Raw genomic sequence first — 17,357 nt, forward strand, 5'->3', positions numbered from 1 at the left:
CCGTTCCCCGAGGGAGCGAGCGACACGGCCAACTGCGGCGGGCTGTGCTCGCGCTGCCACCAGGTGAAGACCGCCGGGCACGCGACCATCGAGGACAGCGCCCAAGACGGGTTCGGAACGTGGGTCACCCGCTGGCGGCAGCGCATCCGCATCCCGGCCCAGCCGGTCCTCGAACCACCCCCACGCCACGCAGCACGATCGGCCGGACCTCAGGCCGGACCGCAGGCCGGACCACCTGCCCCGCCCGGCGGCGTACCCGCGCGCCCCGGTACGGAGGGGTCCGGCGGTGGGCACTCCGACCCCCTCGCGGACGATCCACCGGAACGCCCGCCGTTCTGACCGCGACCGCCACCCGAGCGCCCGTCCTGCCGCGGCCGTCGTCGGCTGCCGGGGCTCGGGCGACGGCGGTCCGGGCCCGTGGCGTCACCGTGAGGGTCGCGGCGGACGCCGCCGCAGGGTGCGCGCGAGGGGGCGTCGCCGCCACCGCCGAGCACGTCCGAGGCGGCGTTCGCCGTAGGACGAGCGGGTGGCGAGCGATCCACGTCGGCCGCCGCGGGCGACGCGGCGCCGGTGCGGCGCACGGCCCGGCCGGCGAGGCATCATCACGCCATGGGCTGCCTCCGCTGCGGTCGACGTCAGGTGGACCCGGTGTCCGGGCCGTCGGATTGGCGGCGCGCCGTCGTGCACGGCGCGCAGGTGCTGGTGTGCCCGGACTGCCAGACACCGGGCTGGACCGACGGGCTCGACCGCTGCGCGTCCTGCGGCTCCACCGCGCTGTCGAAGCGGCTCGGCGTCGTGGTGTGCCGTGCCTGCGGGCACGAGGACGCCGGCGCACCCACCCCGGCACCGGCGGAGCCTGCGCCGGCAGCCGGGGGGACCGGTCCCGAGACCGGCGTCGCGCCGGACGGGCCGGGTCGGCAGGGCCACCTCAGCGAGGCCGGCGGCAGCAGCGCACCGGGGTCCGGGTCGCGACGCTCGACGCCGGCCGGACCGCAGCGCGCCGCGGGCGGCCCCGACCCGGACGACCCGGCGCGGGCGGCGCTCGCGGCCGAGGTCGCGGCCGCCGTCGACCGCGTGCTCGGCCGTGGCTGAGGGCTCGTCCAAGATCGAGATGCGGGATCGGACGTCCTGACCCAGCATGACCACGCGGCCCCGTCGTCGATGGCCCGAGACCTCGACGGCGGGGCCGTGTCATGTCCCCGGGCTCCGAGGACGACGGCAGGCTCGACGACGACGGTCCGCGGTCCTCGCGGGGATTCGGCGCGGTGCGCCCGCCCCCGGTAGCCTCGCGGGCCACGGCGGATGCCCGTCGCGGGCGCATAGCTCAGCTGGTCAGAGCACCTGCCTTACAAGCAGGGGGTCAGGGGTTCGAGTCCCTTTGCGCCCACCGTGTCCCGTCCCAGGACGGCGTCGCGCTCACCGTGGGACGTCGCGGGAGGGCCCACGACCCGCGCCATGAACGGCACGCCCTGCCTGCGCACGCCCGGCGTGGCGATGGCCACAGCGGGCAGGTCGCGCGCCGGGGCCGTCGAGCCCGGCGATTACTCTTCGCCCATGCACCCTCGGTCCCCGTCCCGTCGCCGCGCCGGGGGTGTCCTGCTGCTGCCGCTGGTCGTCGTGCTGCTCCTGCTCGCGACCCCCTCGCCGGCGTCCGCGCACACCCAGCTGGTGGGGATGTCGCCCGCGGACGGGTCCGTGGTGTCGCAGGTGCCGGGCCAGGTGGTGCTCACGTTCGACGAGGCGGTCGAGAACGTCGGCTACGGGCTGGTGGTCACCGCGCCCTCCGGCGCGTCCGTCGTCGACGGCACCCCGGTGCTCGACGGCGCGCAGCTCTCGCAGAAGCTCGTGCCGCTGACCGAGCCCGGCCACTACACCGTGTCCTACCGCGTCGTCGCCGACGACGGTCACCCGGTCACCGGCACGCGCGGCTTCGAGCTCTCCGCCGACGCGGTGTCGGGCGCCTCGGCCCCGGCGACGCCGGCGCCCTCGGCGTCGTCGTCCGCGAGCCCGGCCGCTTCGACGGACCCGGGCATCGACAGCGGGTCGCCGGCTACCGCCATGGTCATCGGCGTGGTGCTGCTCGCCCTGGCGGGCGGGCTCACCTGGTTCGTCTCCTCCCGCCGGTCCGGCGGCCCGAGCTGACCCCGGCGCCGGCGCCCGTCCGGGCGCCGGTTCAGCCGCCGAGCACCCGGCGCACGGCGGCGCACAGGTCGGCGGCGGTCTCGGTGCCCTCCGGGAACGCCGCGGCGCTCTGCGGGACACCCACGAAGCCGGTGCCCGCGGCCCGGGCGGCCTCGGCGTCCCAGGACGAGTCGCCGATCATCACGGCCGCGGACGGCGCGACGCCGAGGGTGACGCAGGCGCGCAGCAGGCCGTCGGGCGCCGGCTTGGGACGGTCGTCCGGACGCCGCCCGACCACGACGAGCTCGGCGTCGCCCGCGGCGATCCCGTGCCGGGCGAGGGCCTCGCGCGCGACCGGCTCGGGCAGCAGGGTCACCACGGCCCGCGGGACGACCGCGGCGAGGGCCCACGCCTCGTGCAGGCCGGGCATCGGCACCGAGCGCGGCAGGGCCGCGGCCTCGTGCGCGGCGATGGCCGCGCTCACCGCCTCCCACCGCGCGTCGCCCGAGCAGGCCACCAGCAGCGCCATCGCGGCGCGGGTCTCGTGCGTCCAGTCCGTGGCGGGAGCGTCGTCGGCGGCCAGCGGCCCGGCCACCCGGCGGGCGTCGGCCAGCGCGGCGGCGTAGTCCGTGGCCGACTGCAGGTCCACGAGCGTGCGATCGAGGTCGAAGAGCACCGCGTCGGCCATGGCGACGATCCTGCCGCGGGTGCGCCAAGTCCGCCCGGGCTCGTCCCGCGGACGGCGCGCGATCCGGTCAGCCTGCGGGCGGCGGCCGGCGTCCCAGCGTCAGCATGACGAGCCCGCGACTCCCCGCTCCCGGTGTCGCGCAACCGTGACCGGTAGGCGCGGCGCAGCCGGTGCAGCCGCCCGCAGGGCAGCCGACCGGTGCCGTGCCGCGCTCGAGGTGGCCGAGCCGCGTGAGCGTGTCGAGCGCCACGGCGACCAGGTCGCGGTCGAGCCCGGTCGCCCGGCTGAGGTCCTCCGGGGTGGCGGCGCCGCCGCGCACGGCGGTGAGCACAGCACCCAGGGCGCCGCCGGAGCCGGGCGGGGGAGCGGGCACCGCGGCCGGCTGCGGTGTGCTCACGCGACCAGCCGCCCCACCTGGAACACCGCGACCGCGAGCACCCAGGCGACCACCAGCTGGATCCCGACGCCGGCCAGGGTCCAGCGCATGCCGATCTCGCGTCGCTGGGCCGCGAGCGTGGCCACGCACGGCGTGTAGGCGAGCAGGAACACCAGGAACGCGAGCACGGCCGGCACGGTGTGCCCGCCCGAGGAGTCCGCGAAGCTCGTTCGCAGGGCGTCGCCGAGAGCCCCGGGCTCCCCGGCGGCGTCGGGTTCCGCGGTGGCGAAGGTCTGCGCCCACGAGGAGATCACCGCCTCCTTGGCCACGAACCCGACCATGAGTGCGCTCGTGGCCTCCCAGCTGCCGAACCCCGCCGGGGCGAACGCCGGCGCGACCCCGCCGGCGACCGAGGCGTAGACGCTGTCCTGCACCGGCACGTCGGCGAACGAGCCGCCGGAACCGGGTGCCGGTACGGCGGAGAGCGCCCACACCACGACGACGGTGGCCACGATGATGCCGCTCGCCGTGCGCAGGAAGCCCTGCAGCCGGCGCCAGGTCGCCGCGGCCACCAGGCGGGGCAGAGGCAGCTGGTAGGGCGGCAGGTCGATCGCGAGCGGGTCGTCGCCCATGGCGCGCAGCAGGGTGGTGCGCAGCAGCAGGCCGACGAGCACCACGAGCACGATCGAGAGCACGTACATGGCGAACACCACGGTGCCGGCGTGGCCGGCGAAGAACGTGGTGGCCACGAGCACGTACACGGTCAGGCGCGCGCTGCACGACGTGAACGGCACGAGCAGCGCGGTGAGCAGCCGGTGGCGGGTGTCCGGCAGCACCCGCGTGGCGCTGATCGCCGGCACGTTGCAGCCGAACCCGACGATGAGGGGCAGGAACGCGCGCCCCGGCAGCCCGATCGCGCGCATGGCGCGGTCGGTCACGACGGCGGCGCGGGCCATGTAGCCGGAGTCCTCGAGCACGCTGAGGAAGGTGAACATCACCGCCATCACCGGCACGAACGTGAGCAGCATGCCGACACCCGCGACGAGCCCGTCGACGACGAGGCCCTCCACCCACGTCCCGCCGAGCCCCACCGCGCCGAGCAGCGCGCTCGCGGCGTCGGACACTGGCCCGCCGAACAGGTCGTCGAGCCAGCCCTGCACCGGTGCGGCCACCGTGGTGGTGGCCTGGAACACCAGCCACATCACCCCGAGGAAGAGCAGCGGCCCCACCACCGGCGCGGTGGTGAGCCGGTCGAGCCGGTCGGACCACGACCTCGGCGCCTGCTCGTCGCGGCGCAGCGCGCGCCCGACGGCGTCGGTCACGACGGCGAAGCGCCGCTCGGCCTCCGCGAGCGCGGTGTCGACGTCCGGGACCGCGCCCAGGACGACGTCGACGGCATCCCCGGCAGGTGACGTGGTGGTCGACGCCGGAGTCGCCGGCGGCGCGGCCGCCAGGGCCGAGGCGATCGCCGCCACGAGCGCGCCGTGGTCGCCCGAGCGGCGCGGGTCGACCACCACCACCTCGACGCCCAGGCTGCGGGCCAGCGACGCGACGTCGACCTCGACCCCGCGGCGGGCCGCGACGTCGGCCATCGTGAGGGCGACCACGGTGCGCAGCCCGAGCTCGTGCACCTGCTGCTGGAGGTAGACGCCCCGGGCGAGGTGCACGGCCGAGGCGACCACCACGACGACGTCCGGCCGCTCGTGCGGCGGCTGGTCGACGAGCAGCTCGCGGGTGAGCTCCTCGTCCGGCGACTGCGGGTCCAGGCTCACGGCCCCGGGCAGGTCGACGAGGACGGCGCGACCGAGCTCGGGCGTGGTCCACAGGTCGCGTCCCACCGCCACGGAGGCCGTTGAACAGCGTGGACTTGCCGACGTTGGGGTTGCCCACCAGCGCCACGACCGGGACCCCCGCAGGCGCGTCGACGGCGCCCGCCTCGGCGTGGCAGGACGGCACGGTCCGCGTGCCGCCGCGGGCCGGCGTCACGCGGCGCCGCCGGCGTGCGGCACCGGCTCCACGCCCACGCGGCGCAGCACGCGGCGCGCGAGCGCGAGGCGGGCGTCGTCGACGGCGACCACCCGGGCCCCGCCCGCCGTGCGGCCCAGGGGCACCACCACGGCACCGGGACGCACGCCGAGCTCGGCGAGGCGCCGGGCCAGCGCCGGGTCGGCGCCGCTGCCGGTCACGAGGACGGCGACGCCTGCGGGGGCGTCGTCGAGGGTGGGAGCAGGGGAGGACGCCGGCTCAGTAAGGGTCACCTAAGTAAGGCTACCCTAAACCGATCCGGTACCGCGCTCAGCCCACCGGTTCGGCGGCGAGCTCCTCGTCGTCGAGCGCCCCGACGAACTGCGCGTTGTAGAGCGCCGCGTAGGCGCCGCCGCGCGCGAGCAGCTCGTCGTGCGTGCCTTGCTCGACGATCTGCCCGTGCTCCATCACGAGGATGAGGTCGGCGTCGCGGATCGTGGAGAGCCGGTGCGCGATCACGAAGCTGGTGCGGTCCGAGCGCAGGGCCGTCATCGCCTTCTGCACCAGCACCTCCGTGCGGGTGTCGACCGAGCTCGTCGCCTCGTCGAGGATCAGCAGCGACGGCGCCGACAGGAACGCCCGCGCGATCGTCACCAGCTGCCGCTCGCCGGTCGAGAGGTTGCTGCCCTCGTCGTCGATGACGGTGTCGTAGCCGTCCGGCAGCGCCCGCACGAAGCGGTCGACGTAGGTGGCCCGTGCTGCCTCGAGGATCTCCTCCTCGGTGGCGTCGGGTCGTCCGTAGGCGATGTTGTCGCGGATGGTGCCGCCGAACAGCCAGGTGTCCTGGAGCACCATGCCGATCTGCTCGCGCAGGTGGTCGCGGGTCATCGTCGCGATGTCGACGCCGTCCAGCGTGATCCGCCCGGAGTCGATCTCGTAGAAGCGCATCACGAGGTTCACCAGGGTGGTCTTGCCGGCGCCGGTGGGTCCCACGATGGCGACCGACTGCCCCGGCGCGGCGACGAGGGAGAGGTCCTCGATGAGCGGGGCGTCCTCGACGTAGCGGAACGACACGTCCTCGAACTCCACGCGGCCGCGGGGGAGGTCGGAGCGGTTGGGGGAGACCGGGTCGGGGGTCTGCTCGTCCTCGTCGAGCAGCTCGAAGACCCGCTCGGCCGAGGCGACTCCGGACTGCAGCAGGTTGGACATCGAGGCCACCTGCGTGAGCGGCTGGCTGAACTGGCGCGAGTACTGGATGAACGCCTGGACGTCGCCGAGCGACAGGCTGCCGGAGGCGACGCGCAGCCCGCCGATGACGGCGACGAAGACGTAGTTGAGGTTCCCGATGAACTGGATGGCGGGCATGATGATGCCGCTGAGGAACTGGGCGCCCGCGCTGGCGCTGTAGAGGGCCTCGTTGCGCTCCCGGAAGATCTCCTCGGCCTCCTTCTGGTGGCCGAAGACCTTGACCAGCGCGTGGCCGGTGTAGACCTCCTCGATGTGGCCGTTGAGCCGGCCGGTCTGCCCCCACTGCTCGATGAACAGCGGCTGCGAGCGCTTGGCGATGACGGCCGTGACGATCATCGACAGCGGCACGGACACGAGGGCGACCAGGGCCAGGACCCACGAGATCCAGAGCATCATCGCGAGCACACCGACGAGGGTCAGCAGCGAGTTGAGTAGCTGGCTGAAGGTCTGCTGCATCGTCTGCTGGATGTTGTCGATGTCGTTGGTCACGCGGCTGAGCAGCTCGCCGCGCGGCACCGTGTCGAAGTAGCTCAGCGGCAGCCGGTGCAGCTTGTCCTCGACGTCGGAGCGCAGGCGCAGAGCGGTGCGCTGCACGACCGTGTTGAGCACGAAGGCCTGCCCCCACATGGACACCGACGCGACGACGTAGAGGCCGAGCACGATCAGGAGCACGTGCGCGAGCTGGGTGAAGTCGATGCCCTGCCCCGGGACCACGGTCATGCCGGAGAGGAGGTCGGCGAAGCCGTCGTCGCCCCGGGCGCGGGCCGCCGCGATCACCTGCTCCTGCGTCATCCCGGCCGGCAGCTGCTTGCCGATGACCCCCTCGAAGATGAGGTTCGTCGCGTTGCCCAGGATCTTGGGCCCGACGACGCTGAACGCGACTCCGAGCACGGTCAGCAGCACGACGACGACGACCAGCGCGCGCTGCGGCCGCAGCTGGGCGACGAGGCGGCGGGCCGACGGCCAGAAGTTGAGCGACTTCTCCGCCGGCATGCCGGCGCTCATCATGGCGCCGGGACCGCGCATCGGCGGCCCGCCGGCCGGCCGCTGCGGCAGGCGGGAGCCGCCGCCGGCGGACCGGGCCGGACCGGCCCCGGCAGGCCGCCCCGGGGGAGGCGTGGTCGGGGCGCTCATGCGGCCACCTCCGCCGGGAGCTGCGACTGGACGATCTCGGCGTAGGTCGGGCAGGTGAGCAGCAGCTCGTCGTGGCGCCCGATGCCGACGACCGCGCCGTCGTCGAGGACGACGATCTGGTCGGCGTCGACGATCGTGGACACCCGCTGCGCGACGACGAGGACGGTGGCCTCCCGCGTGGTGGGCCGCAGCGCCGCGCGCAGCCGGGCGTCGGTGGCCAGGTCCAGCGCGGAGAACGAGTCGTCGAACAGGTAGATCTCCGGGCGCCGCACCACGGCCCGGGCGATCGCGAGCCGCTGCCGCTGGCCGCCGGAGAAGTTGGTGCCGCCCTGGGCGACCGGGGCGTCGAGGCCCTCGGGCAGCGCCTGGACGAAGTCCGCGGCCTGGGCGATGCGCAGCGCGTCCCACAGCTCCTCGTCGGTGGCGTCCTCGCGGCCGTAGCGCAGGTTGTCGGCGACGGTGCCGGTGAACAGATAGGCCTTCTGCGGGACGAGGCCGATCCGCGCGTGCAGCTGATCGGGGTCGAGGTCGCGCACGTCGACGCCGTCGACGAGCACGGCGCCCTCGGTCGCGTCGAACAGGCGGGGGACCAGCGAGAGCAGCGTGGTCTTGCCCGACCCCGTGCTCCCGATGATCGCCGTCGTGCGACCGGCGACGGCGCGCAGCGAGATGTCGCGCAGCACGGGCTCGTCGGCGCCGGGGTACTGGAACGACGCCCCGCGCAGCTCGACCGTGCCGCGCTCGGGCACCTCGGCCACGGGGTGCTCGGACGGCACCACGGACGACTCGGTGTCGAGCACCTCGCTGATGCGCTCGGCACTGACCGCCGCACGCGGGATCAGCACGAGCATGAACGTGGCCATCATGATCGACATCAGGATCTGCACGAGGTAGCTGAGGAACGCGGTGAGCGAGCCCACCTGCATCTCGCCGTTGTCGATGCGGTGGCCGCCGAACCACAGCACGGCCACGCTCGACGCGTTGAGCACGAGGATGACGATCGGGAACATCAGCGCCATCAACCGGCCGACCTTGAGGGCGGTCTCGGTGAGGTCGGCGTTCGCGGACCCGAACCGCTCGCGCTCGACCGGCTCCCGCACGAAGGCACGCACCACGCGGATGCCGGTGATCTGCTCGCGCAGCACGCGGTTGACGTTGTCGAGCCGCTTCTGCATGCGGCGGAATTGCGGGACCATCCGCGTGACGATGAGCGCGATGGCCACGACCAGCACCGTGACGCTGACGACGATCAGCCAGGCGAGGCCGATGTCCTGGCGCAGGGCCATCACGATGCCGCCCACGCCCATGATCGGAGCGGCGACCATGAGCGTGCAGGTGAGCAGCACGAGCATCTGCACCTGCTGCACGTCGTTGGTGGTGCGCGTGATGAGCGACGGCGCGCCGAAGTGGGTGACCTCGCGCGCGGAGAACGTCCCCACCTGGTGGAAGACCGCGGCCCGCGCGTCGCGGCCGAAGCCCATGGCGCTGCGGGCCCCGAAGAACACCGCCGAGACCGTGCAGGCCACCTGGAGGACGGTGAAGGCCAGCATCACGGCGCCGATGCGCAGGATGTAGGCCGTGTCGCCCTTGGCCACGCCGTTGTCGATGATGTCGGCGTTGAGCGTCGGCAGGTAGAGCGCCGCGAGCGTGCCGAAGAACTGGAAGACCACGACGGCGATCAGCGCGTTGCGGTAGCGCGGCAGGAAGCGGCGCAGGAGCGAGACGAGCACGGGCGACTCCGGTGATGGGGCGCGGGTCGAGGCGGTGGCCGGTGGCGGGTGTCGCCGGCGTCGACGGTGGGTGCGGCGGTGGCCGTACCTGGCAGGGCTCAGGCGGCCCGACCGATGGTACGCAGCGCGTCCGACTCCAGCGCCGCCGTTTCGGCCCCCAGCGAACGCAGCAGGGCCAGCGTGTCGGCGTCGCCCGCGCGCAGCAGCCCGAGCAGCAGATGCGCGCTGGTGATCTCCCCGGACCGCAGGCGCTGCGCCTCGCGCACGCTCGCCGCCATCACCGCCCGCGACGGGGCGGAGAAGCGCGTGCGGCCGTGACGGCCGCGGGGCGCCGGGGCGAGGGCGTCGGGGCCGAAGGCGTCCTCGGCGCGCCGCAGCACCGCGGCGAGGTCGATGCCGAGCGCGGCCAGCGCGCCGGCGTCCTCGTCGGAGAAGCCCGCGGACGCCGGGTCCGGCCGGCAGGCGGCGAGCACGTCGCGGGCGCGGACGCCGTGCGCCTCGAGCACCTCGCGCGAGGGGCCGGCGGCGGGAGCGAGCAGCCCGAGCAGCAGGTGCACGGGCGTGATGGCGGGGCTGCCGAGCTCGCGCGCCCGCGCCTCGGCCTCGACGACGACGGACCTGCCCGCCCCGGTGAAGCGCTCGAACATCAGGACCTCCCGGCTCCGGTGCGCGGTGCGCCCCGCTCGAGCGAGCGGTAGCGCTGGTGGACCGCCTGGCGCGAGACGCCGAGCACGTCGGCGACCTCCTGCCACGACCAGCCCTCGCGCCGGGCCCGGGCCACCTGGGCCGCCTCGAGCCGCTGGGCGAGGCGGCCGAGCGCCGCCGCGGCCCGCAGGCCCTCGGCCACGTCGCCGCCGGCGGCGGTCGCCGCGACCGCGGCGAGGTCGCCGTCGGGCGCCGGCCGGTCGGGGGGAACGGAGGGTGCGGTCATGCGTCAAGAATAGTTGACACAGCGGGGCTGTCAAGGTGGCTTGACACGGCACGAGGCCCGCACGCGGGTGGCGTGCGGGCCTCGCGAGGCGCCGGGGGTCCGGCGAGGTCTCAGTGCTCGTGACCGGCGTGGTCGTGCCCGGAGTGGTCGTGGTCGGCGTGGTCGTGGTCGGCGTGGTCGTGGCCCGCCTGCGCCTGCTGCTCGGCCACCTGGCGGTGGACCTCGGCCATGTCGACCTCGCGCACCGCGGTGATGAGCTTCTCGAGCTGCGTGCCGGGCAGCGCACCGGGCTGGGCGTAGAGCAGGACGCCCTCGCGGAAGGCCATGAGCGTGGGGATCGAGGTGATGTCGGCCGCGGCGGCGAGCGCCTGCTCGGCGTCGGTGTCGACCTTGGCGAACACGATGTCGCCGTGGCTCTCGGAGGCCTTCTCGAACACCGGCGCGAAGCTGCGGCACGGGCCGCACCACGACGCCCAGAAGTCGACGAGCACGATGTCGTTGCCGGTCACCGTGGAGTCGAAGGTCTCGGCGGTGATGTCGATCGTGGGCACGGTGTCTCCTGTTCGTCGGGGCCGCGGTGGACGACGTCGTTCGCCGCCGCTGGGGTCCGTCGCACCTGCCGAGCACAACCGGGCCCGAGGGGCACGGTATTCCGCCGACCCCTGCGTAGGCTCGCCCGCGTGAGCGAGCCGCGCGCGACCGTCGCCGACGTGGTGGCCGCGGTCCACCGCCGCTTCCCGCCGGACACCGCCGAGCCCTGGGACGCCGTGGGCCTCGTCTGCGGCGACCCGGCCGCCGTCGTGCGGCGCGTGCTCGTGGCGGTCGACCCCGTCGATGCCGTCGTCGACGAGGCGCTCGGGTCCGGCACCGACCTCCTGCTCACCCACCACCCGCTGCTGCTGACGCCCGTGTCGTCGGTGGCCGCGACCACGCCCCAGGGGCGCGTGGTCCACCGGCTGGTCACGGGCGGCTGCGCCCTGCTCGCGGCGCACACCAACGCCGACGTCGCCCGCCCGGGCGTGAGCGACGCGCTGGCGGAGGCGCTCGGGCTGCGCGACCTCGTGCCGCTGCTGCCGTCGGCCCCGGGCTCGCCCACCGGGCTGGGGCGGGTCGGCGTCGTCGACGAGCAGCCGTTGCCGGACTTCGCGCGCCGCGTGGCGGCCGCCCTGCCCGTCACGGCGCACGGCGTGCGCGTGGCCGGCGACCCCGGCCGGGTCGTGCGCCGGGTCGCCGTCGTGGGCGGCTCGGGCGGCGACGCCCTCGGCGCGGCCCGGGAGGCCGGGGTGGACGTCGTGGTCACCAGCGACCTCAAGCATCACGTGGCGACCGACCACCTCGCCGCGGGCGGCCCCGCCCTGGTCGACGTCGCGCACGCGGCCTCCGAGTGGCCGTGGGTGCCGGTCGTCGCGGCCTCGCTCGCGGCCGAGCTCGCTCCGGTGGGGGTGCAGGTCGTCGCGTCGGCGCTGGTGACCGACCCCTGGACCTTCCGCGCCTGACCTGCGGCCAGCCCGCGCCCGCGCCCGGCGTTACGGTGGTCACCCGCGTCCGCCCGGGCACCTCCGGGAACGCCGGCGGCCGTCGCCGCCGCACCGCACGACACCCCCGAGGAGACCGGTGATCGCCGAGCCTGCCGACCAGCTCCGCCTGCTCGACCTGCAGGCGCTCGACGCGCGACTCGACCAGGTCGCGCACCGTCGTCGCACGCTGCCCCAGCTGGCCGCCATCGCCGACCTCGAGGCCCGCCTCGCCGTGCTGCGCGACCGCGTGGTGGCCGCCGAGACCGAGGTCGCCGACCTCGCGCGCGCCGTCGCGAAGGCCGAGGCCGACGTCGACCAGGTGCGCACCCGGGCGGCCAAGGACCAGGAGCTGCTCGACTCCGGCCGGGTGTCCTCGGCCAAGGAGCTCGAGAACCTCCAGCACGAGATCGCCTCGCTGGCCCGGCGCCAGTCCGACCTCGAGGAGGACGAGCTCGAGGTGATGGAGCGTCACGAGGACGCCCGCGCCGCGCTCGGGACCCTGAACCGGGAGCGGGCCGAGCTCCAGGCGCAGCTGGAGACGGCCACGGCCGAGCGCGACACGGCCTTCGCGAGTGCCGACGCCGAGACGGCCACGCTGGCGGCCGACCGCGCCGACCTCGCCGGGCGCCTGCCCGCCGACCTGCTCGCGCTCTACGACAAGCTGCGCGCCGACCACGGCGGGGTGGGTGCCGCCGCGCTGCACCAGCGCCGGTGCGAGGGCTGCCGCATGGAGCTCACCCCGACCGACCTCGGCCGCATCCGCGACGCCGCGCCGGACGCCGTGCTGCGCTGCGAGGAGTGCCGCCGCATCCTCGTGCGCACCGGCGAGTCCGGGCTGTGAGCCGCCGGCTCGTCGTCGAGGCGGACGGGGGATCGCGCGGCAACCCCGGCCCCGCCGCCTACGGCGCGGTGGTCCGCGACCCGGCCACGGGCGAGGCTCTCGTCGAGCTCGCCGGCCACCTCGGGATCACCACCAACAACGTCGCCGAGTACACCGGGCTGCTCGAGGGCCTGCGCGCCGCCTTCGCGCTCGACCCCGACGCCGTCGTCGAGGCGCGGCTGGACTCCAAGCTCGTCGTCGAGCAGATGAGCGGGCGCTGGGCGATCAAGAACGACCTGCTGCGCCGGCTGGCCCTCCAGGTGCGCGATCTCGCCCCGCGCGACCGGGTCACCTACACGTGGGTCCCGCGGGAGCGGAACAAGGCGGCCGACGCGCTGGCCAACGAGTCGATGGACGCCGTCGCCCGCGGCGGCACCGGCGACATCCACCGCGAGGCCGCGGAGCCCCTGGACGTGCCGGAGCAGGTGGAGGGCGACGTCGCGGGGCCGCGCCCGGCCATCGTGGGCTGGGGCCCGGACCTCGGGGCGCCGACCGTGACCGTCGTGGTGCGCCACGGCGTCACGCAGCACTCGCTCGAGCGCCGGTTCTCCGGCTCCGGCGGAGAGCTCGACCCGCCGCTGGTCGACGAGGGGGTCGCCCAGGCGCACGCGGCGGCCGCCGAGCTCGAGCGGCGCGGCGGCGGCGACGTGCTGGTGTGCTCGCCGATGCTGCGCACCCGTCAGACCGCGCAGATCGTCGGCGACCGGCTCGGGCTCGAGCCGCTGGTGGTGGAGGGGCTCGAGGAGGCCCGCTTCGGCGAGTGGGACGGCTCCACCTTCGCCGAGGTGGCGCAGCGCTGGCCGGACGAGATGGCTGCGTGGCTGGCCTCGCCGCTGGTCGCCCCGCCCGGCGGGGAGTCGCTGCGCGAGGTGGCCGACCGTGTCTCCGCCGCCCTCGACCGCGTGCTGGCCGCCTACGCCGGCCGGCGCGTGCTGGTCGCGGCCCACGTGGGCACGGTGCGGGCCATGACCGCCCGGGCGCTGCTCACGCCGCTGGGCTCGATGAACCGCATGGAGATCGCCCCGGCGTCGCTCACGACCCTCACCTGGTACGCCGACGGCAACGCCTCGATGCGCGCCTTCGCCGAGCAGGGCCACCTCGACGGCAGCCGCCACACCTGGATCCCCTGACCGCAGTCCCGGACGCGGACCGGCCCGCCCCTGCCCCGGAGGGCGGGAGCGGGCCGGTCGGACGTGACGCGTGCCGGGCGTGCGTCAGGGTGCGTAGGCGTACGCCGTGACCCAGGCGATCCGGACGTGCCCCGAGACGCTCGACGACGGGGCCGGCGCGTTGAGCGCCGTCTCGGTCTGGAGCACCCAGTGCATCGGGGTGGTGGGCACCAGGTGCGTGTTGGTGCCCACGACGCGGCCGTCGAGGTAGAAGACGACCTTGCCGGGGAGCCAGTCGATCGTGGCCGTGTGCCAGCTGCGGAAGTTGGCCGACAGCGTGAACGGGGCCTGGCCGCCCGAGCTCGTCGCGTAGTGCGAGAACGCCGAGAACGTCGAGTTGAGGTCGCCCTCGGGGAAGTCGATCTCGCCGTGCGCCGGCCAGATGTCGTCGTTGGGCCAGAGCATCCAGGCCGCCTTGTACCCCGGGATGGAGTCGGACTGGAACCGGATGGAGAAGCGGCCGTACGTCATGCGCGGCAGCTTCGGGGTCGGCGCCGCCACGTAGTGCGTGCCGTTGACCGTGTGCAGGTAGATGTCCAGGTTGCCGTTGGCGACCGACAGGGTCCGGTTGCCGTCGTAGACGCCGTGCCCGGAGGTGTCCCGCCAGCCCGGGCCGTAGGCCGACCACTTGGTGCGGTAGACCGACAGGAACGAGCCGCGCTTGGCCGGCGTGGTGAAGTCGTCGGCGAAGACCTGCTTGAAGCCCGCCAGGTTGCCCCGGGGCATGGAGACCGCCCCGACGGTGGCTGCGGCCGCGGTGGTGCCGGCGACGGCGTACCGGACCGTGGTGACCGCGGCCAGGGTGGCCGACGCGCGGGCGGCGCGGTCGGCGAGGCGGGCGGCCGCGGCGAAGGCCACGGCCCGCGCGCGGGCCACCGACGACACCGTGGAGGTCGCCCACGGCACGCGGCCGTCGGCCGAGCGGATGGCCCAGGCGGTGCGGGCCGCGAGCTTGCCGGACAGGCCGGCGAGGGCGCGCACCCACGAGGTGACCTTCATGCGGACGACGACGTCGTAGTGGCCGGGCCGCGAGGTGCTCGGGACGAGCTTCTTGGACACCACGACCTTGGCGCGCTTGACGACCTTGGTCGACACGACGGGCCCGGCCACGGCGGCCGTGGTGGCGGTGGCGTAGACCGCCGTGCCCGCGGTGGTGGCCGCGGTGGCGGCCGGGGCGTAGGCGGCGGAGGCGGAGCCCCCGGTGGTGATGAGGCCCGCACCGAGGATCCCGGCGACGAGCAGGGTGGACGGGAGGACCCGTCGGCGGAGTGCTGGCAGCACGAATCGATCTCCTCTCGACACCGACCGGGTGAGCTGACGGGCTCGGGCGGGAGGTGCCCTACGCCGCTGAGTGATCGGCGATTCGCCCCAATTGATTGGGTCCCCGGCACACCGGGCGGGCCCGGTGTTTAGGCGTGCCACCCGTGCGCGGTGCCCCGCGTCGGCGGCGGGTGGCGGGCCCAAACTAGGGAACGGAACGGGGTCGGCGTCACGTGACACGTCCGATCACGGGACGATAACGGCCCTTTGTGACGCAGGTCACACCCCCATCCGTCACGTTCGTCACATCCGACTCATCGGCACCACGGGTGCGGGCTCCCTACCGCCGTTCGGGTGATCCGCGACCCGTCGTTCGGCCGCCGTTCACCCGGCGACGGCCAGGGCCAGCACGCCGGCGACCACCACCACCGGGACGCCGAGCAGGCCGGTGGTCGCGAACTCCCGCCAGCCCACCTCCAGGCCGCGCGCGCGGCACCGCTCCCGCCACAGCAGGGTCGCCAGCGACCCCCACAGCAGCACCAGCGGCCCGGTGTTGACCCCCACGAGCAGGGCGAGCATGCGGGTCACGCCTCCGGCGGCCGGCTCGAGCGCGGCGTAGGCGGGGAGGTTGTTCACCAGGTTGGCCCCGGCGGCCGCCACGCCGGACAGGCGCAGCAGCGCCGGGGCGTCGTCGCCCGAGCCGGTGAGCCCGGCGAGCACGGCGTCGAGCCCGTGGGCGCGCGCGGCGGCCACGACGAGGAAGAGCCCGGCCACGAGCAGCACCAGGCGCCAGGGCACGAGCGAGACGCGCAGGACCGCGCGCCGGCGCACCGCGAACACCAGGGCCAGCCCCGAGGCGAGCACGAGGGCCACGCCGGCCACCGGCAGCCCCAGCAGCACCAGCGGACCGAGCAGCAGGCAGGCCGCCGCCGACGCACCGAGGAGCACGCGGTCCTCGACCCGGGTCCGCGGCGGGACGTCGTAGGTCGTGCGCCACGTGCGCCGGTAGCGCACGCCGAGCACCGCGACGGTGACCACGACCGCGGCGAGGGCCGCGGGCCAGCTCGCCGCGGCGAACGCGCGGGTGGACAGCTCGAGGGAGTCCTGGGCCAGCAGGTTGGTGAGGTTGGACACCGGCAGCAGCAGGGACGCCGTGTTGGCCAGCCACACGGTGGTCATGGCGAACCCCAGCGGCGGCAGGCCGAGCTGGTCGGCGAGCGCGAGCACCACCGGGGTGAGCAGCACGGCGGTGGTGTCCAGGCTCAGCAGCACCGTCGCCGCGGTGGCCAGCGCGACGACGAGCAGCCACAGCCGCCAGCCGGAGCCACGGCCCCAGCGGGCGCAGGCGTGCGCCGCGACGTCGAACAGGCCCGAGCCGTCCGCGAGCTCGGCGAGCACGGTGACCGCGACGAGGAACACCAGGATCGGGGCGAGCCGGCCCAGGGTGGACCCCGCCGTGTCGAGCGGCACGGCGCCCGTGAGCACCGCGACCACACCGCCCAGGGCGGCGACCAGCCACATGGGCTCAGAGGTCCCGGTCGACGACGTCGAGGCGGCGCACGGACCCGCGCCGGGCCGTCGGGGCCAGCTCGGCCACCACGCCCGCCCGCTCGCAGGCGGCGGCCAGGTCGTCGGCGTCGCGGACCACCGCGCCCTCCTGGAGCCACGCCCGCACGAGGCGTCCCTTCGTGGCCTTGTTGAAGTGGCTCACCACCGTGCGCCGCCCGTCGGGCAGCTCCTGCTGCACGCGCACCGCGACCGTGCGGTCGGCCACGTCGCCCACCGGCCGCCACAGCGCGGCGTAGGTGCCCGATCTCAGGTCGACGACGAGGCCGGGCCCGGCGGCCTCGGGGAGCGCGGTGGCGAGGGGGTCGCGCCACACGCCGCTGAGCGCGCCGATGCCGGGCAGGGAGACGTCGCCCGAGAGCCGGTACGCCGGGATGCGGTCGCCGAGGCGCAGCGCCCCGAACAGCGCGCTGCTCACCACGAGCGTGCGCGTGGCCCGCCGGCGGGCGGCCGGGTCGAGCGTCGCGAGGTCCAGCGCGTCGTAGAGGACGCCGGAGTACACCGAGCCCGCCGGTGCCGTGGGTGCCGTCTCCAGCAGCGCGTCGCGCCGCACCTCGTCGACCTGGCGCGGCGAGAGGCCCAGCACGCGGATCGCGGTGTCGGCGTCGCCGGAGGCGAGCCCGACGAGGGCGTCGAGGACGCGCTCGCGCGTCGCGGTCAGCGACGGGAACGACAGGGTCGCGAGGTCCAGCGGCCGGCCGCGCCGGGGCGCGGTCTTGCCCTCGGAGGGCGGGAGCAGCACGAGCACCGGCCGATCCTCGCCCACGGGTGC

Annotated in this window: 16 protein-coding genes, 1 tRNA gene and 1 pseudogene; 6 read left to right on the forward strand and 12 right to left on the reverse strand. The window is 75.3% G+C overall.

Annotated elements, in window-relative coordinates; genetic code table 11:
* Positions 1-648: 648 nt before the first annotated feature.
* The 3 genes from GC157_05020 (at position 649) to GC157_05030 (ending at position 2,142) form a co-directional block, all read left to right on the forward strand.
* On the forward strand, positions 649-1,092 hold the full coding sequence (locus GC157_05020; GenBank protein MBI1376832.1) for a hypothetical protein: 444 nt from the start codon (positions 649-651) through the stop codon (positions 1,090-1,092).
* A gap of 221 nt (positions 1,093-1,313) precedes the next feature.
* Positions 1,314-1,387, forward strand: a tRNA-Val gene (locus GC157_05025).
* 68 nt (positions 1,388-1,455) lie between these two features.
* On the forward strand, positions 1,456-2,142 hold the full coding sequence (locus GC157_05030) for a copper resistance protein CopC (GenBank protein MBI1376833.1): 687 nt from the start codon (positions 1,456-1,458) through the stop codon (positions 2,140-2,142).
* A 31-nt stretch (positions 2,143-2,173) separates the two neighbouring features.
* Here the strand turns inward: GC157_05030 and GC157_05035 are convergent, their stop codons facing one another.
* From GC157_05035 to trxA, 9 genes and pseudogenes are all read right to left on the reverse strand, one after another.
* Positions 2,174-2,809, reverse strand: a complete 636-nt coding sequence (locus GC157_05035; GenBank protein MBI1376834.1) for an HAD hydrolase-like protein — start codon at positions 2,807-2,809, stop codon at positions 2,174-2,176.
* Between the two features lie 67 nt (positions 2,810-2,876).
* Positions 2,877-3,206 (reverse strand): hypothetical protein, encoded by a 330-nt coding sequence (locus tag GC157_05040; protein ID MBI1376835.1) that lies wholly within the window; start codon positions 3,204-3,206, stop codon positions 2,877-2,879.
* Positions 3,203-5,141 (reverse strand): annotated as a pseudogene (feoB, locus tag GC157_05045) (ferrous iron transport protein B). Before feoB ends, GC157_05040 begins: the two are co-directional and overlap by 4 nt.
* Before the next feature lie 26 nt (positions 5,142-5,167).
* On the reverse strand, positions 5,168-5,443 hold the full coding sequence (locus tag GC157_05050) for a ferrous iron transport protein A (protein MBI1376836.1): 276 nt from the start codon (positions 5,441-5,443) through the stop codon (positions 5,168-5,170).
* Between the two features lie 37 nt (positions 5,444-5,480).
* The gene (locus tag GC157_05055) at positions 5,481-7,532 is read right to left on the reverse strand and encodes an ATP-binding cassette domain-containing protein (protein MBI1376837.1); all 2,052 of its coding nucleotides are present in this window, start codon (positions 7,530-7,532) and stop codon (positions 5,481-5,483) included.
* Positions 7,529-9,262, reverse strand: a complete 1,734-nt coding sequence (locus GC157_05060) for an ATP-binding cassette domain-containing protein (protein MBI1376838.1) — start codon at positions 9,260-9,262, stop codon at positions 7,529-7,531. The genes GC157_05055 and GC157_05060 overlap by 4 nt, the downstream gene beginning before the upstream one ends.
* 98 nt (positions 9,263-9,360) lie before the next feature.
* Complete coding sequence (locus tag GC157_05065) at positions 9,361-9,909, reverse strand: Clp protease (GenBank protein MBI1376839.1); 549 nt, start codon at positions 9,907-9,909, stop codon at positions 9,361-9,363.
* A complete protein-coding gene (locus GC157_05070; GenBank protein ID MBI1376840.1) occupies positions 9,909-10,193 on the reverse strand; it encodes a helix-turn-helix domain-containing protein in 285 nt (94 codons plus the stop codon). The genes GC157_05065 and GC157_05070 overlap by 1 nt, the downstream gene beginning before the upstream one ends.
* Positions 10,194-10,303: 110 nt before the next feature.
* Positions 10,304-10,744 (reverse strand): thioredoxin, encoded by a 441-nt coding sequence (gene trxA, locus GC157_05075; protein ID MBI1376841.1) that lies wholly within the window; start codon positions 10,742-10,744, stop codon positions 10,304-10,306.
* Positions 10,745-10,873: 129 nt separating this feature from the next.
* Between trxA and GC157_05080 the strand changes: the two genes are divergently transcribed.
* The 3 genes from GC157_05080 to GC157_05090 all read left to right on the forward strand — a co-directional run bounded on the left by GC157_05080 (position 10,874) and on the right by GC157_05090 (position 13,720).
* A complete protein-coding gene (locus tag GC157_05080) occupies positions 10,874-11,689 on the forward strand; it encodes a Nif3-like dinuclear metal center hexameric protein (protein ID MBI1376842.1) in 816 nt (271 codons plus the stop codon).
* A 118-nt stretch (positions 11,690-11,807) separates the two neighbouring features.
* Entirely contained in the window at positions 11,808-12,551 is a 744-nt protein-coding gene (locus tag GC157_05085; protein ID MBI1376843.1) for a hypothetical protein, read from the forward strand.
* Complete coding sequence (locus tag GC157_05090) at positions 12,548-13,720, forward strand: bifunctional RNase H/acid phosphatase (GenBank protein ID MBI1376844.1); 1,173 nt, start codon at positions 12,548-12,550, stop codon at positions 13,718-13,720. Before GC157_05085 ends, GC157_05090 begins: the two co-directional genes overlap by 4 nt.
* Before the next feature lie 84 nt (positions 13,721-13,804).
* Here the strand turns inward: GC157_05090 and GC157_05095 are convergent, their stop codons facing one another.
* The 3 genes from GC157_05095 to yaaA all read right to left on the reverse strand — a co-directional run bounded on the left by GC157_05095 (position 13,805) and on the right by yaaA (position 17,333).
* Complete coding sequence (locus tag GC157_05095) at positions 13,805-15,040, reverse strand: family 16 glycosylhydrolase (GenBank protein MBI1376845.1); 1,236 nt, start codon at positions 15,038-15,040, stop codon at positions 13,805-13,807.
* Between the two features lie 363 nt (positions 15,041-15,403).
* Positions 15,404-16,540, reverse strand: coding sequence for an arsenic transporter (locus tag GC157_05100; protein MBI1376846.1), 1,137 nt, complete (start codon positions 16,538-16,540; stop codon positions 15,404-15,406).
* Positions 16,541-16,544: 4 nt separating this feature from the next.
* On the reverse strand, positions 16,545-17,333 hold the full coding sequence (gene yaaA / locus GC157_05105; GenBank protein MBI1376847.1) for a peroxide stress protein YaaA: 789 nt from the start codon (positions 17,331-17,333) through the stop codon (positions 16,545-16,547).
* Positions 17,334-17,357: the final 24 nt, after the last annotated feature.

This window comes from Frankiales bacterium (assembly GCA_016125335.1).
GTDB lineage: Bacteria > Actinomycetota > Actinomycetes > S36-B12 > CAIYMF01 > Longivirga.

Bases quoted from the DNA above. Each gene is read 5' to 3' on its own strand.
- GC157_05100 (MBI1376846.1), bottom strand. From the start codon at position 16,540: ATGTGGCTGGTCGCCGCCCTGGGCGGTGTGGTCGCGGTGCTCACGGGC.
- GC157_05030 (MBI1376833.1), top strand. From the start codon at position 1,456: ATGAACGGCACGCCCTGCCTGCGCACGCCCGGCGTGGCGATGGCCACA.
- GC157_05070 (MBI1376840.1), bottom strand. From the start codon at position 10,193: ATGACCGCACCCTCCGTTCCCCCCGACCGGCCGGCGCCCGACGGCGAC.
- GC157_05035 (MBI1376834.1), bottom strand. From the start codon at position 2,809: ATGGCCGACGCGGTGCTCTTCGACCTCGATCGCACGCTCGTGGACCTG.
- GC157_05065 (MBI1376839.1), bottom strand. From the start codon at position 9,909: ATGTTCGAGCGCTTCACCGGGGCGGGCAGGTCCGTCGTCGTCGAGGCC.
- GC157_05055 (MBI1376837.1), bottom strand. From the start codon at position 7,532: ATGAGCGCCCCGACCACGCCTCCCCCGGGGCGGCCTGCCGGGGCCGGT.